The sequence below is a fragment of the Pseudomonas synxantha BG33R genome, assembly GCF_000263715.2.
Classification (GTDB): domain Bacteria; phylum Pseudomonadota; class Gammaproteobacteria; order Pseudomonadales; family Pseudomonadaceae; genus Aquipseudomonas; species Aquipseudomonas synxantha_A.
The window spans coordinates 776,185-790,638 of record NZ_CM001514.1; the positions used below are offsets into that span (position 1 = coordinate 776,185).

General features: G+C 61.5%; 14 protein-coding genes. 4 read left to right on the forward strand and 10 right to left on the reverse strand.

Annotated elements, in window-relative coordinates:
• Nucleotides 1–38 precede the first annotated feature (38 nt).
• Together PSEBG33_RS23610 and PSEBG33_RS23605 are read left to right on the forward strand one after the other, a co-directional pair.
• Nucleotides 39–488: a prepilin peptidase gene (locus tag PSEBG33_RS23610; protein ID WP_005784433.1), complete on the forward strand. Its 450-nt coding sequence runs from the start codon at nt 39–41 to the stop codon at nt 486–488.
• Between the two features lie 123 nt (nt 489–611).
• Nucleotides 612–1,397, forward strand: a complete 786-nt coding sequence (locus PSEBG33_RS23605; RefSeq protein WP_005784435.1) for a response regulator transcription factor — start codon at nt 612–614, stop codon at nt 1,395–1,397.
• Between the two features lie 75 nt (nt 1,398–1,472).
• On the opposite strand, the gene PSEBG33_RS23600 is transcribed toward PSEBG33_RS23605, so the two are convergent.
• From PSEBG33_RS23600 to cpaB, 8 genes are read right to left on the reverse strand one after another with little or no spacing between them, the layout of a single operon-like run.
• Nucleotides 1,473–1,745 (reverse strand): DUF3613 domain-containing protein, encoded by a 273-nt coding sequence (locus PSEBG33_RS23600; protein ID WP_005784437.1) that lies wholly within the window; start codon nt 1,743–1,745, stop codon nt 1,473–1,475.
• Nucleotides 1,746–1,755: 10 nt separating this feature from the next.
• The gene (locus PSEBG33_RS23595) at nt 1,756–2,481 is read right to left on the reverse strand and encodes a tetratricopeptide repeat protein (RefSeq protein ID WP_005784438.1); all 726 of its coding nucleotides are present in this window, start codon (nt 2,479–2,481) and stop codon (nt 1,756–1,758) included.
• 10 nt (nt 2,482–2,491) lie between these two features.
• Entirely contained in the window at nt 2,492–3,379 is an 888-nt protein-coding gene (locus tag PSEBG33_RS23590; RefSeq protein ID WP_005784440.1) for a type II secretion system F family protein, read from the reverse strand.
• A 1-nt stretch (nt 3,380) separates the two neighbouring features.
• Entirely contained in the window at nt 3,381–4,262 is an 882-nt protein-coding gene (locus tag PSEBG33_RS23585) for a type II secretion system F family protein (protein WP_032803240.1), read from the reverse strand.
• Nucleotides 4,263–4,270: 8 nt separating this feature from the next.
• On the reverse strand, nt 4,271–5,542 hold the full coding sequence (locus tag PSEBG33_RS23580; protein ID WP_005784443.1) for a CpaF family protein: 1,272 nt from the start codon (nt 5,540–5,542) through the stop codon (nt 4,271–4,273).
• Nucleotides 5,539–6,732 carry an AAA family ATPase gene (locus PSEBG33_RS23575; RefSeq protein WP_005784444.1) on the reverse strand — a complete coding sequence of 398 codons (1,194 nt, stop codon included), beginning with the start codon at nt 6,730–6,732 and terminating at the stop codon, nt 5,539–5,541. The genes PSEBG33_RS23580 and PSEBG33_RS23575 overlap by 4 nt, the downstream gene beginning before the upstream one ends.
• Nucleotides 6,729–7,934, reverse strand: coding sequence for a type II and III secretion system protein family protein (locus PSEBG33_RS23570; RefSeq protein ID WP_005784446.1), 1,206 nt, complete (start codon nt 7,932–7,934; stop codon nt 6,729–6,731). Before PSEBG33_RS23570 ends, PSEBG33_RS23575 begins: the two co-directional genes overlap by 4 nt.
• A gap of 19 nt (nt 7,935–7,953) precedes the next feature.
• On the reverse strand, nt 7,954–8,898 hold the full coding sequence (gene cpaB, locus PSEBG33_RS23565) for a Flp pilus assembly protein CpaB (RefSeq protein WP_005784447.1): 945 nt from the start codon (nt 8,896–8,898) through the stop codon (nt 7,954–7,956).
• Nucleotides 8,899–9,233: 335 nt separating this feature from the next.
• On the opposite strand from cpaB, the gene PSEBG33_RS23560 reads away from it, so the two are divergent.
• Together PSEBG33_RS23560 and PSEBG33_RS23555 are read left to right on the forward strand one after the other, a co-directional pair.
• Nucleotides 9,234–9,431, forward strand: a complete 198-nt coding sequence (locus PSEBG33_RS23560) for a Flp family type IVb pilin (RefSeq protein WP_005784449.1) — start codon at nt 9,234–9,236, stop codon at nt 9,429–9,431.
• Between the two features lie 53 nt (nt 9,432–9,484).
• Nucleotides 9,485–9,886 (forward strand): response regulator, encoded by a 402-nt coding sequence (locus PSEBG33_RS23555; RefSeq protein ID WP_005784450.1) that lies wholly within the window; start codon nt 9,485–9,487, stop codon nt 9,884–9,886.
• Nucleotides 9,887–10,455: 569 nt separating this feature from the next.
• Here PSEBG33_RS23555 and PSEBG33_RS23550 read toward each other — a convergent pair.
• Together PSEBG33_RS23550 and PSEBG33_RS30035 are read right to left on the reverse strand one after the other, a co-directional pair.
• Complete coding sequence (locus tag PSEBG33_RS23550; RefSeq protein ID WP_005784452.1) at nt 10,456–12,138, reverse strand: ShlB/FhaC/HecB family hemolysin secretion/activation protein; 1,683 nt, start codon at nt 12,136–12,138, stop codon at nt 10,456–10,458.
• A gap of 186 nt (nt 12,139–12,324) precedes the next feature.
• Nucleotides 12,325–14,247 carry a collagen-like triple helix repeat-containing protein gene (locus tag PSEBG33_RS30035; protein ID WP_005784453.1) on the reverse strand — a complete coding sequence of 641 codons (1,923 nt, stop codon included), beginning with the start codon at nt 14,245–14,247 and terminating at the stop codon, nt 12,325–12,327.
• Nucleotides 14,248–14,454: the final 207 nt, after the last annotated feature.

Below are 14,454 nucleotides of genomic sequence, written 5' to 3' on the forward strand. Positions count from 1 at the left end.
CAGCATAGAATCATTCGGCAAAAAGGGATGTTTTTTACGTGATCCAGAATGTAGTGATATTGCTGTGGTTGGGGCTGTGCGCTTTACAGGATATGCGTCAGCGGCAAATTGCCAATACGCTGACCCTGGGCGTCGGATTACTGGCGTTGATCTACCTGCTGTGGACCGGCTCGACGTGGCTCGGTGCTCCCCGCAGCGATGGCGGCCTGGCCCTGGTGCTGGCGCTCGCCCTGACCCTGCCGGGTTATGCGTTGGGCCGCTTCGGCGCCGGGGATGTGAAGTTGTTGGCAGCCCTGGGCCTGGCCTCCAATACCACGTATCTGCTGGGGTCGCTGATTGGCGCGGGCATCGCCATGGCGGCTTGGGCACTTATGCATCAAGGCCTTAGCTCAAGCCATGTAGAGCGGGACGCGCAGGTGTCAACAAAACAACCTTTTGCACCCTTTGTTCTGACAGGTTATGCGGCCTGCTGGCTTTGGATCCACTAGTCGTTCGAGTTGATTAGTCGTATGTACATAGTCAGAAAGTACGTCTACGTTTAATGAGTGGTTGTGGGATTTTTCGTCAGAAAGGATAGGTCACCTTTTGGCTTGCCAGGCATGGAGTAGCGCGTGAACAAGCTTACATCAGCAGTAAAAGTGCTCGTAGTCGACGATCAACCGTTAATCGTAGAGGAGCTCTGTGAGTTTCTTGAAAGCAGTGGGTACCGTTGTGTCCCGTGCGAGTCCAGCAAACAAGCGATAGAGCGTTTCAGCGAAGACCCTCTGATCGGCCTGGTGCTGTGCGATCTGCATATGCCGGACATGGACGGCATCGAACTGGTTCAGGCGTTGCAACGCGTCGCCGGCAAGCATCGTGCATTTGAAGCGATCATGCTCACCGGGCGCGCCGACAAGCAGGATGTGATCAAGGCCCTGCGTGCAGGGATCGCTGATTACTACCAGAAACCGATCAACCTGGATGAACTGCTCGAAGGCCTCAAGCGCCAGGAAGCGGCATTGGAGGAGCGGCAAAAGGACCTGCAACTGGGGACGCTTAACCAGAAGTTGCAGTACCTGTCCGACTCCATCAACGACTTGTATATGGACCTGGACAGGGTGCGGCGCAACCCGGCGCCCAAGGCCAGCGACGGCGAGGCGATGGCTGACGAAGCCGGGCCAGTGGAAATCCCGGCGATCTTCAATCAGTTGTCTCCGCGCCAGTTGGACGTGGCGCGCCTGGTCGGCAAGGGGCAGACCAACTACCAGATTGCCTGTGAACTGGGGATCACCGAGAACACGGTCAAGCTGTATGTATCCCAGGTGCTGCGCCTGACCCATATGCACAATCGCACACAGTTGGCGCTGGCGTTGTCACCGAGCAACTCGGCGATGGGCCAGCGGGTGACGGCGCACTGAAAGCCCAGTCAACGGCAGAGCAAAAGCCGGTAGATATTCAATGTGGGAGGGGGCTTGCCCCCTCCCACAGTCACCCTATTTACTCCCGCTCTGCGCAGACCCGCCCACCTTCTGATCAAAGAACTCCGGGATCGGATGCTTGTTGCTGTCCAGCCAGCGCTTCAGCGCCTGCTCGCGTTCCGCCGGCGTGGTCTTTTGCGGGTTGGCCGAGGCTGCGCGCCCGCTGAGTTGCAGGGCCATCCAGTTTTCTGTTTCCGCCTGCTGCGGCGAAGACGGTCCAGCCTCGATGGCCGATGCTGCGTAGGGCAGGGCCAGCAATGCGAGGCTGGCGAGGTAATGGAGTTTCATCGTCGGCTCCCTATTTCACAGACGCCGGCAGCGTGTCGCTGACGGCCGCTACCTGGTCTTTGGATGGACGTACCGTTGCCGCAGCCGCACCCTTGATGCGTTGTGCGCGTGCCTGGGCCTGCGTCACTTGCTCGGGGCTCAGCCCGAGTTGGCCGACCACTTTTGCGGCCTGCTCCCAGTTGTCCTGGTAAATCAACAAGGTCACCAGGTTCACCGCCGCCAATTGATCGCTCTGCTTGAGTTCGATGGCGGTCATGAATTCAAAGCGTGCGTCTTCCAGGCGCAGTTGATCGAGGTACACCACGCCCAAGTCATTGCGGATTTTTTCGTCGGTGGGTGCCAGGCGTGCCGCACGTTGCAGATGGGCCATGGCCTGGCCGTTGTCGCCCTTGGCCGACGCCAGTTGCCCCAGGCCGTGCTCGCCATCGGCGGCCAGGCAGGTGCCGAGCAAACTGCGGTACAACGGCTCGGCCTCGGTGCGGCCCAGCAGGCGATAAGCGCGGGCCTGGCGCTGGCGCACCTGAGGCAGGGTAGCGGGCAGGTTTTGCAGGTTGGCCAGGCTGGCGTGCAGCTTGCCTTCGTTGGCCATGTCGTCGGCCAGGTTCAAGGACAGCTCCTGGTCCGAGCTGGGTTTGGGGCAACTGCCGGACGCCAGCAAGCCGGCCCACGGAGCCTGGCCATTACTGGCGCAGCCACCCAGCATCAGCACGCTTATGGCGACAATCAGTGGCTTCATAACAGACTCCTCAGAAGTTATTCAGGGCGCGGGAGATGGCGATCATGGCCGGGCCCCCGAGCACAATCAGCAAGGCTGGAAACAGGAACACCATCATCACCACCGACATCTTCGCCGACATTTTCGAGATGTATTCCTGCAGGCGGGTCAGGCGGCGGTCATCGAGCAATTGCTTGAGCGCCAGCAGCGACTTCATCGCGCCGCCACCCTGCTGAATCAATTGCTGAAGAATGATGCAGGTGTCGGTGAACTCGTCCACCGCCAGCAGGCGTGCGGTCTTGCCCAGCTCCTCGGACAGCTCCAGGCCCGAGTCGACCCGCGCCAGGATCAGGCGCAATTCATGGGTCAAGTCAGGGAGCAGGCGCTGGGCTTCGGTACTCAACACTCGCAGTGATTGCTCAACCGCCATGCCGGATTCGAACAGGATGCGCAGCAGTGGAATGAACGTGGAGATTTCCCGAGCAATGCGTTCCTGGCGATATTTGGCGCTGAGGGCCAGGACGCGCTTGGGCAGCAGGTAACCAATCCCCAGGGCCACCGCCGGCGCGATCCACGGCGAGCCGGCATGGGGGAACAGCAGTTGCTGGCCCAGTAGGGTCAGGCCCAGCAGCACGATCGGCACTCCGACCTGGCAGGCGGCGAACATCGAGCGTTGGTTGGCCTTGCGCCAGCCGACACGGTTGAGCAGGGTCTGTGTTTCGTTGTCCAGGCTGACCGAGCGCTGGGCCACCTGGCTTGCGCCCAGTTGGCGCATCAGGCTGCCGAGTTTGTCTTCGCGGGTCAGGTGGCCTTGCAGGCGCTGGCTGACCATGCGCTGGCGCCGCCGTTGCTCCAGCAGGTTGCCGGCGATCAAGGCGACGGCGGCGAGCAACAGCAGGATGCTGATCAGAATCGCCATTTCAAATACTCCGCAACATGCGCCACATCACGAAGGTGCCCGTGATGTCGAGCGCCACCGCGGCCAGCAACAAATAGCGCCCGGTGCCGTCATTCCACATGCTCATCAGGTAGCCCGGGTTGACCATCAGGAAGTAGCCCACCATGACGATGGGCAAACCCGCCAACACATAAGCGGTCATGCGTGTTTCACCGGTCATGGCCTTGAGTTGGCGTGCGCCCTGTTCACGCTCGCGAATCATCTTGATCAGGTTCTCCAGCAATTCACTGGCGTTGCCGCCGTAGCGGTGGTTGACCTTCAAGCCCAGGGCAAACAGGCGAAACTCATCGCGTTCATAGAGCTCGGCAAAGTCGCTGACAGACTCCGGCAGGCTTACGCCCATTTGCACGTTGCGCTGGATGCGGCTCATGGCCTGCTTGAGTGGCGCCTCGGTGCTGTCGATAGCTCCCAGCACGGCATCGGCCAGGGTGCGGCCGGACTTGAGGCTGCGCACGCTGTGGTCCAGCAGTTGCGGCAATTGTTCGATCATGCGCTGCACGCGTCTTTGGTAGCGCCAAGCGATATACGCACGCAGCAGCAGCGGTGGCATTATCAGCATGGCGAGCAGGCCCAGCCCGTCGGCCAGCAGGTAGCCCAGCAACATGGCTACCGCCCAGCCGCTCAGCCATAGCCCCAGGCGATCGGTGGGTTTGCCCAGGCCGGCACGCTGGAACATGCGCTCCAGCGCAATCCAGCTGCCGTTCAGTTCCTGAGGCAACGGCTGGCCGTCGGCGAGACGCTCCAGCACGCGGTCGGTGCCGGCCTGGCGCAGCCCGCGCTGGAACAGCCACACCGACAGGCTGATCAGCAGGATGCAGATGAGCAGCAAGATAAGTCCTGTCATGGTGCCCTCTACAACGGCAATGCCGATTCACGCCGCAGCTTGTCGCCGGCCGGGTTGAGCGCCTCGCGCAGGAAGCCAAAACCGGTACGGCGGTCCAGGCGGAACAGGGTATTGGTGACATACACGTCATCGCGCACGCCCACCACTTCCACCACCTCGCTGACGCACCGGCGCCCATCGGGCAGGCGTGTCAGCTGGATCACCACATCGAGTGCCGCACAGATCATTTGCCGCAGGGTTTTTTCCGCCACCACGCGCCCGGTCAGACCCACCAGGGTCTCCAGGCGCAGCAGCGCGTCCTGGGCATTGTTGGCGTGCACGGTGCTCATGGAACCATCGTGGCCGGTGTTCATGGCGGTCATCACGTCGAGTACTTCCACGCCGCGAATTTCACCAAGAATGATGCGGTCGGGGCGCATCCGCAGGGCGTTGCGGATCAGGTCGCTGGCTTTGACCTCGCCATGCCCTTCGGCATTGGGCGGGCGGGTTTCCAGGCGCACCACGTGGGGGTGGCCCAGTTGCAGTTCGGCCACATCTTCAATGGTGACCAGGCGCTCATGGGGGTTGATCAATTGGCTGAGGATGTTGAGCAGGGTGGTCTTGCCGGTACCGGTACCGCCACTGATAAGGATATTGCAGCGCTTGCCCACCGCCTCCTGGAAGAATTCTAAGATACTGTGGTCGATGGTTTGCATCGCCACCAGGTCGCTGCTCTTGAGCATGTCCTTGCGAAACTTTCGGATCGACAGGCAGGGCCCATCCAGGGCAATCGGCGGGATGATCGCGTTGACCCGGCTACCGTCGGGCAGGCGCGCATCGACCATTGGCGAGGACTCATCCAGACGCCGCCCCAGTGGCGCGAGGATGCGCTGCATGACGCGTTCCACATGGTGCGCATCGATAAAGCGCAGGTCGCTCTGGTACAGCACACCGTCGCGCTCGATAAACACCCGGTGCGGGCCGTTGACCAGAATCTCGGTCACCGACACATCGCGCAGCAGCACTTCCAGTGGGCCGAAGCCGGTCAGCTCATCGACGATTTCTTCGGCCAGGCGCTCCATCTCATAGCGCGAGATCGCCAGGTGCATGCGCGTGATGTATTCGGCCACTTTGTCGATGACAAATTGCGCCAGGGATTGGCGCGAGCCTTCCAGCAAATTCTGTCCGGACTCCTCGATGGCGTCGATGATGTAGCGATGCAGCACCAGTTTCAGGCCGTCGTGATCGTTGTGCGCGGCGGCGCCGCGAGTTGGGGCGCCGAAGAGTTTTTCGCCGTTCATCGACCTGGCCCCAACAGGCGCTCGAACCAGCGCGTCGAGGGTTTTGCAATGCCCTCGGAGCGTTTCGCCAGGCGCTCACCCAGCTGACGCAGGGCTTGGGTCAAGGCTTCGCGTGGTGCCAAAGTGAACAGGCTTTGCCCCTGGTTCTTGGCGTTCAGGCGCACTTCTGGGCTCAGCGGCAATACGGCGATGCACTCAAGGCCGAAGCTTTTCTCCAGCGCTTCGGTGTCGGGGGCGCAGCCTTTGATATAGCGGTCGACAAGCAGCTTGGCATGGTCGAGCTTCATGCCTTTTTCGCGCCACAGGTTCAGCACCGCGAGGTTGCGGCGACAGTCGAGTACGCCCTGGTCGGTGCACCACAGCAGCTTGTCGCAGTGGCTGACAAAGGTGCGCAATGCTTCGCTGTCAGCCTGGCCGGTGAGGTTCACCACGATGTGCTGGAAGTGCTGGCGCAGGGCGCTGAGCAGCATGTACAGCTCGGCGGCGCTGGTCACTTCCAGGGGCTCTTCGTTGCCGGCGTAGGCGAGGATGCGCAAGCCTGTGTCGGTGCTGGTAAACGCGCTGTTGATCAGGGTGGTGTCGAGGCGGCGCAGGTGGCGCAAGGCGTCGCCGAAATTGAAGGTACTCTCCAGGCCCAGCAGCGCGAGGCTGTCGCCCTTGGGCAGGCCGAGGTCGAGCAGCAGGGTTTGTTGGCCGCTCTTTTGCACCACCATCGCCAGGTGGCTGGCGAGCAGGGCGCCATCGGTGTTGCCCTGGGCACCGTAGAGCACGGTCAGGCCGCCAAGGTGGGCATTGGGCGCGGAGGGCGGCAGGCGTTTGCTCAGGCGCCGCACCAGCCCGGCCACTTCACTGGAGCGCGAGCCATAGGCGACAAAGTCCCTGGCGCCGGCGCGCATGGCGTTGAGTACCAACTGGTTGTCCATGCCATCGCCGAGCGCGACTACCGCCAGCATCGGCTTGGCTTCCAGTGCGCCTTCGATCAAGGCGCTTTGGGCCACCAGGTGCTCGCGGTCCAGGCCCACGAACACCAGGTTGGCGAAGGTTACGTCCACCAGCGCCAGCAGTTCGTCGAGGCTGCCACCGCCCACGCTGATCACTTGACCCAGCGGTGCCAGCGCACCCTGGAGCCATTCCAGGTCGGTGCTGTTGCGGGTGATTGCCAGGAAGGTCTGGCTCAGGCTATCGCTCATTGGGAAAGTCCACTGCGACGGTCGAAGTTGCCGTTTTCCAGGAAGAACAGGCGGAACCAGTTCGGGTCATAGTTGCGCAGTTTTTCGCCGGGCAAGGACGGCAATTGCGCATTGGCCGCTAAGGGTCGAACCAGGTGCGGGGTGACAATCATCAGCAGCTCTTTCTCTTCGCTCTGGATATTGGAGTCACGGAAAAACGCGCCAAGGATCGGGATATCGCCCAGGCCCGGAAGCTTGGCGATGGTGGAACGGTTGGTACTGCTGATCAGGCCGCTGATCACGAAGCTTTCGCCGTCGGCCAACGACACGCTGGTGTCGGTACGTCGCACGGTCAGGGCCGGCACCTGGATGCCCTCGATGCGGATCGCATTGTTGTAATCCAGTTCGCTGACTTCCGGGGCGACTTTCAGGGCGATGCGGTTGTGGTCGATGACCGTGGGCGTGAGGGTCAGGCGAATGCCGAACTCCTTGTATTCGATGGTGATGGTATCGCTGCCGGCACTGGGCACCGGGATCGGCACTTCACCACCGGCCAGGAAGGTCGCGCTCTGGCCGCTCATGGCCACCAGGCTCGGGCGCGCCAGGGTGTAGGCAAAGCCGCTGCTCTCCAGTGCGTTGATCAATGCCTTGACCCGCCCACCACCGAAACCGATGTTGAAGCTGTCAGCGCTCACCGGCAATTTGAACACGCTCTCGGCTGGAGACAGCAGGTCGGGGCTGCCGAGGAAGAAGTTCTTGCCCATGCCGAGGATCTTGGTGCTGGCTTCCTTGAGCTTGGTACGGCTGACTTCGACGAAGCGGATGTCGGTCTGCACTTGGCTGGGCAGTGTCGGGTCTTCGGAGGGCGACAGCGATTGGCTGGTCAGCGCCGAAGTGGCCTTGCCCTTGACGAACACCATGCTCTGGCGCGGGGCGGTCGAGCAGCTCGTCCACACCATCAGGCTGGTGGCGCCGGTGCCGACGCCGGTCAGCAGGAAGTTGCGGTCGCCATTGACCCGCACGTCGGCGATTTTCGGGTCGCCAATGGCCAGGCGCGTGATCGCTACTGGCGAGTGCAGTTCAGTTTGCAAACCTTCGCCCACCTCAACCACAGCGGGCAATTGGCCCAGGGCGTTGCAGTTACCCGGTGCTGCCATCGCCATGCCCACGGGCAAGCACGGCAGCATCAAGGCCAAGGCCAATTGAGCGTAGCGTTGGCTCATTCAAGGCATCCTTGTTCAATCAGGGGGTTTGGGGTGCTGACGCTGCGCCGCGAATCACTTCGACGCCGCGACGCTGGCCGGTGTCGGCAACCGTGGGGGCGATTTTCTTCGGCGGTCCGCTGAGGGCCAATTGGGTGAATTGGTAGAGGTCGCGGTTGGCGCTTTGCACTTTGTCCGGGGTATCGCTTTCGCCAGCCCAGTAGCGGCTGAGCAGTTGCTCATCGGCACTGCGCACGGCCAGGCGCAACGTGCCGGCCTGCGAGGCGAGCATCAGCCGGCTCAGCAACGGTTCTGGCACTGCCAGCACGACGCTGCGCGCGGCGGTACGGCGTTGGGCCGCCTGGGCGCGTTCTTCGGCGGTGGCCGGTGGCGGCACTGCGGGTTGGCCGTCGTTGGCCAGGCCCAGTTGATCGCCGACGCTGAGCAAGCGAATCGCCGGAATAACCACCTGTGCCGACTGCTCGGCATTGGCATTGTCCTGGCGCAGGAACAGCAACACATCGACGTAATCGCCGGGGCTCAACTGGCCACCGGCCCCGATGACTTCATCGACGGCCACGGCCAGGGCGCGTTCATTCGCCCGGATCATGCGGGCCAGGGGGCCGCCGGCGGTGAAGCTTTCTTCGTTCAGCCAGGTGCCGGCACCCAGGGCACGCAAAGGCGCGCGGCCGATGGCCTGGTCGAGGCTAGTGAGGCTCCCGGCCGGGACGGTGCGCAGTTTTTCCACCGCCACATCGGCGGCAGTGAGAGCGACGAAAGGCGGCACCGCGTGTACCAGTACCACCACCGGCTGGCGGGTTTGGTCCTCGACGACGGCGACGGTTTTTTCAACGGAAATGACAGGTTCTGGTGATGGGACCGCCACTGGCACTGGAGAACGGCTAAGCACCAGGCCCCAATACCCTGCAATCAAAGCCCCAACAAGCAGCAAGCCAGCCAGGACCATGCTGATGCGACTGTTCATGACGGCTCTCCCTATCCTGTTGCACGGCTTTTTTCCCGTTACTTCAAACGAGTTAAATTCGCAACTTGGCTGTGATGAACAACTAACGATTTGGCTATTTGAAGGTAGCTCAGCTAGGACAAAATGCCATTACCGAACGAAAAAATTATCCGAGGTTCAAGGGTGGTCCTGTAAATACAGGATGTGCGGCGTGTTTGCGGCGACTAATACTTTGTGATTAATGCGTTCTTACAGTTGTGAGTGTTAAATTTCTTGACAATGCTCTAGTGGCACACGGCAATCATTGTGCGGTCCAGCTGTAACGGCGCTTTGTGGCGCATGAAGGAGATCTTCCTATGATCCTTGACCTGTTCTTGAAGTTTTACATTCATGCCCAGTTATTTCTGCGCCGCAGAGAGGGGGCGTCGGCTATCGAATATGTGATTATTGTGGCGATAGTTGCGTTGGTTATTATTGGGTTCGGCACTGGGCTTGGCGATAAAATCAAAGGCGTCTTCCAGAAAGTATCCGATGCGCTGCCGGCGGCTACTTAAGCGCCAGGGCTGTTGCTTGTTGTTTCGGTGATTTTATTTATCAGGTACTGCCCATGACCCCCTTCTCGTCACCCCGCCAACAAATCCTATTGGTGGATGACGAGGAGGATGCGCTGATCGAGTTGGCCGAGTCCCTCGAAAACGAGGGATTCGTCTGTTTTACCGCCACCACCGTCACTTTTGCTCTGCAAGAACTGACACTTCACCCCGATATCGCTCTGGTTATCACCGACCTGCGTATGCCCGAAGAAAGCGGCATCTCCTTGATCAAGCGCCTGCGCGAACACACCTCTCGCTCGCATTTGCCTGTGATCGTGATGTCCGGTCATGCCGAGATGGATGATGTCAGCGATATGCTGCGCTTGCAGGTGCTGGATCTATTTCGCAAGCCGATCTATCTGGTGCGGTTGATCGATACGCTGGATAACTTGTTTCCCCCCTTGAAGCCTCATTGATCGATGGATCAAATGCGAGTGCTGCCTGACAGCTGACAGGTATTGAACTAATACACCTCGGTCAAAATGTGGGAGGGGGCTTGCCCCCGATAAGCATGGGTATGGACACAGCTTGTGTAGCCGCAGCCAACCGTAACCACGATGCGAAGCGAGCAGCTCTTGATCTTGATCTGCTTTTGATCTCAGGCGCCCCGTTAAACCACGCTGGCCGGAATTCGACAGGGATTTGGGGGGTAAACCGGCAGGGATGCCGGTTTAGCCGCCCCGCGCCATGGATGGCGCGTGGCGGCGGCCCCCCAAATCCCTGTCGGATTACGGGCACACCGAGCCTAAGCGAGGTGCCGAGTGGTGGGGCAAGAGCCTTTTGGTTACTTTTGGGCTCTTCAAAAGTGACCCGCTGTAAAAGCGGAACCAATATCAGCCGTTACCGCAGAAATGGATATGTACTCGGTCTGATCCAAGACCCCCGTCGGCTACAAGGCCGCCATCGGGAGCAAGTCGAATCGTCGCACCGCCCCTCCCACATGTTCACCGAGTCTGATCCAACAATGATCAAGGCATCAAGCTCCTCAAAGCTGATAACTGAAACTCAGCGTATACCGTGGCCTGCGGTTAAAACTGTCCAGGGCGATATCCGACATCGGCTTGGCCGCCTCCAGGGCGATGTTGTAGTACTTGTTATCGCCAAAGCGTAACCCCACTGCCGCCGAAGACATGTCGCTGGCCTTGACCGGCAGGTCGTTGAACCAGGTCTTGGCGCGGTCGAGCACCACGTAGGGTTGCAAAACCTTCACCCAGTTGCCGGCGCGGTTGAAGCTGTAGTTGACCTCGTACGCCACGCCCCAGCCCTTGTCGCCCGAGCCTTGATCATCAGGATAGCCACGCCCGAAGTTTTGCCCGCCGAAGGTGGCGCGTTCGCTGTCGGGCAAGGTGTTGTTGCTCCAGTACAACGCACCTGAGAGCACGCCTTGCCAGTTGTCGAAGAACTTGTCGCTTTGCACGCCGGAGAGGCGCAGGCGGAAGAAATCGAGGTCGGGTTTTGCCACGTCCAGGTCACTGCGCGCCTTGGCGCCCAAACCGTCGATGCCTTGGTACAGGCCGCCGCTGATGATACGTAACCGGCGTGCGTCGGCCTTGCGCCAATCACCCTCGAAGGCGAGGGCGCGCAGGTTGGATTCGATGTCGAAACTCAGCGGGTAGCCCACCAGCTTGTAACGGGTGGTCTGGTCCACCACGTACAGGCGTGTGCCCAGGCTCAATGACTCGGTGGGAGAGGCGATAAACGGGTGGCTCAGGCCGATGGAATAGCGATCGATCGACTGGTGCGGCTTGAGCTCGAAGCCGCCGTCCAGTTGCACGCTGCTGTTGGGGTCGGCGCGGTAACGTTCGGCAGCGAGTACCAGTTGGGTGCCCTCGGCATTGATGAACTGGTTGTAGTCCACACGGTAGTAATGCTCTTTGTCCTCGCCGGGCGGGAACAGGCCGCTGACGGTCAGTTGTTCGCCCATGAACGTTTGCGAATTGCTGGTGGCACTGAGCAAGGCTTGCGTGCCGCCACGGCTTTTCTGCACCAGGCTCATGCTGGTGGTGAAAGGTTTGCGGCTGGCCTGGATCTGCATGTGCGTGGCGCCATCGGTGGTGCCCGGCGGTGGCACCTGGGCTTGTACGGTCAGGCCGGGAATGCGGCTCATCAGCGTGGTGTAGCGCTCGAAGGTCTTGCGCGTCAGCGGGCGTTCGGCCAACAGTTTTTTCGCCAGTTTGTCGACGTAGGCCGACACCGAGCCGATGTCGCCGGTTTGCTGGTAGTCCTTGATGTAACCCTCCACCAAAACAACGCGGACCAGGCCGTTTTCGAAATTCTGCTGTGGCAGGAACGCATAGGACAGCAGGTAGCCGTCCTCCTGGTAGCGGCGGGTGATGCCACGGGTTGCTTCGATCAATTGCGCGAGGTTGGTCTCGCGGCCAATCAGCGGTGCGTAGACTTGGGCCGTCTCGGTCAGGGGGTAAATGGTGCCGCCTTCGATCTGCAGCTTGCGAATGGTGACCTTGGTGTCCATCAACAGGGGCTGGCCGGCAGTCGGCGGTGCTTCAGGCACTTGGGTTTGTGGCGTGGCCGGTCGATAGGCATCGGCGGGCAGGTTGGGTACCGGCAAGGTGCGCACGCTGTCATTGCTGTTCAAAAAGCTGGGAAGGGGCTCGGCCTGGGCGTAAGCGCTGAGGGTTAGCATTAACAACGGCGTTAATACGCGCATAGGACACTCCATGGTCAACTGCAGCAGCGCTTCGGGCCCGCCGGGTTCTGGGACTCGGTTCGGGAGGGTGGCGGCTCATCACACAAGGCGTCGCCCATAAAAAAGACGAGAGACTTATTTAGGGTCTCTCGTCTCAACCAAGCGTAGGCGCTGTAGGGGAGGCCGTCTAATCGGCCAGGTGCATTTCTATTTACCGGTCAGGCCGTTCAACAAACCGCCCAGACCGCCTGTGGCTGTAGTGCCGCCGGTGGTTGTGGCAGTGCCTGTGGTCGTGGTGGTGGCGCCGATGTTCAAGCCACCGAGCAGGCCACCGCTGGTGCCGGTAGTGCCGCCGGTAACCAAGCCACCCACCGAACCTACAGTGTTGCCGACAGCCGTTACGGTGGTGCCCACTGCGTTGGTGATCGGGTTGGCATTGGCGGCAGTCAGGTTGGTGCCTACGCTGCTGACTGCCCCTCCCACTTGCGTCACCAGGCCGTTGACCGGAGCGCCAACGCCAGTGGTAGTACCGATGTTTTGCGTCAGCGCGGTGACGCCGGATGTGACCGGGTTAAGCGCGGCGCCGACATTGGTTGCCACTGCCGCGACTGGTGCCGTGGCGCCTGTGTTGGCGACACCTGTACCACCCAGCACAGTCCCTACCGAAGCGATGGTGTTGCCCAGCGCGCCACCGGTTACACCCGCTGCACTGACCGTGCCGTTGGTGTTGCCGACATTCAGGCCGGTACCGACGTTGCTGACCAGGCCGCCGACCAGTTCTGGAATGCCGGGAGCTGCGGTGCCACCGGTTGGGGCGACATAGCCGCCAGACTTGTCGAGCGTGCCGCCAACGCCAGTCAGCACGCTGCCGACCACGGTAGTGACAGGGTTGCCGGTACCGCCAGTACTGGCGACTTGAGTCCCCAGGCTGGTAACCGTCGAGCCGACTTTATCCAGCAGGCCATTGACTGGAGCGCCCAGGCCGGTTGCCGTACCGAGGTTGCCGGTGGTGTTTTCCACCAGCGATACCACAGGCACCACTACTTTGCCGCCGAGGGTGTTGGTCAGCGAGCCCAATGGACCGGTGGTGCTGGCGGTACTGAGGGTATCGCCGAGCATGGTTACCGTAGTGCCGACTTTATCCACTACGCCGCCGACTGCAGTGCCTACGCCGCCTGTCAGGCCGCCGACGACGGGTACACCGCCGAGGGTGGTCGACAGTGATTGGCCGGTGGTGGAGATGCCGCCGCCCAGGTCGGCGACGCCATTCCCTACGCCTGCCACAGTAACGCCCAGGGAGTTGGTATTGGTGCCCAGTGAGCCCAGACCGTTGGTCACCCCTGTGCCGACGCTGGTGACGGCAGTGCCGGCCGAGGTCACCAGGCCGCCAGCGGTAACACCGACGATGGGCACACCGTTCAAGGTAGAACCAAGATCACCCACTGCTACGCCCACATTGCCCACAGTGGTGCCGAGGGTACCGGCGATCTGACCAGTAACCAGCGGGGTGGTTGTTGAGCCAGTGCCGCCACCTGTACCGCCACCTGTACCGCCGCCAGTGCCACCGCCAGTGCCACCGCCAGTGCCGCCGCCAGTGCCGCCACCCGTGCCGCCACCCGTGCCGCCACCGGTACCACCGCCCGTGCCGCCGTCACCGCCACCAGTACCGCCACCGGTACCACCGCCCGTGCCGCCGTCACCGCCACCAGTACCGCCACCGGTACCACCGCCCGTGCCGCCGTCACCACCACCAGTACCGCCACCGGTACCACCGCCCGTGCCGCCGTCACCGCCACCAGTACCGCCACCGGTACCACCGCCCGTGCCGCCGTCACCACCACCAGTACCGCCACCGGTACCACCGCCCGTGCCGCCGTCACCACCACCAGTACCGCCACCGGTACCACCGCCCGTGCCGCCATCGCCGCCACCAGTACCGCCACCGGTACCACCGCCCGTGCCGCCGTCACCACCACCTGTACCACCACCAGCACCTGCGCCAGCATCCGGCGATGACGCCGCCACGCTGGATTTATGCCCGCCACCACCACTGCTGCAGCCGCCGAGGCTCATTGCCAGAATCAGGGCCAACGCGGTACTTGCTTTCCACAACACGACTTGAGTTTTCATGATTGAGTTCCTTGCACCTGGTACAACCTGGGTTGTTTCAAACCTTCGCTACTTCTTGGGGCAGCAATAGATTTGTCCGTGGTTCTATCTCAGGCCATGGCACTCTTTCGCACAACGCTCAACTTGGTATTAACAATTTATATACCCCAGCCATCGGTCAACTTAGCGACTAATACAAAGGGTGTATGGCAAGGATGCTTACTGAAA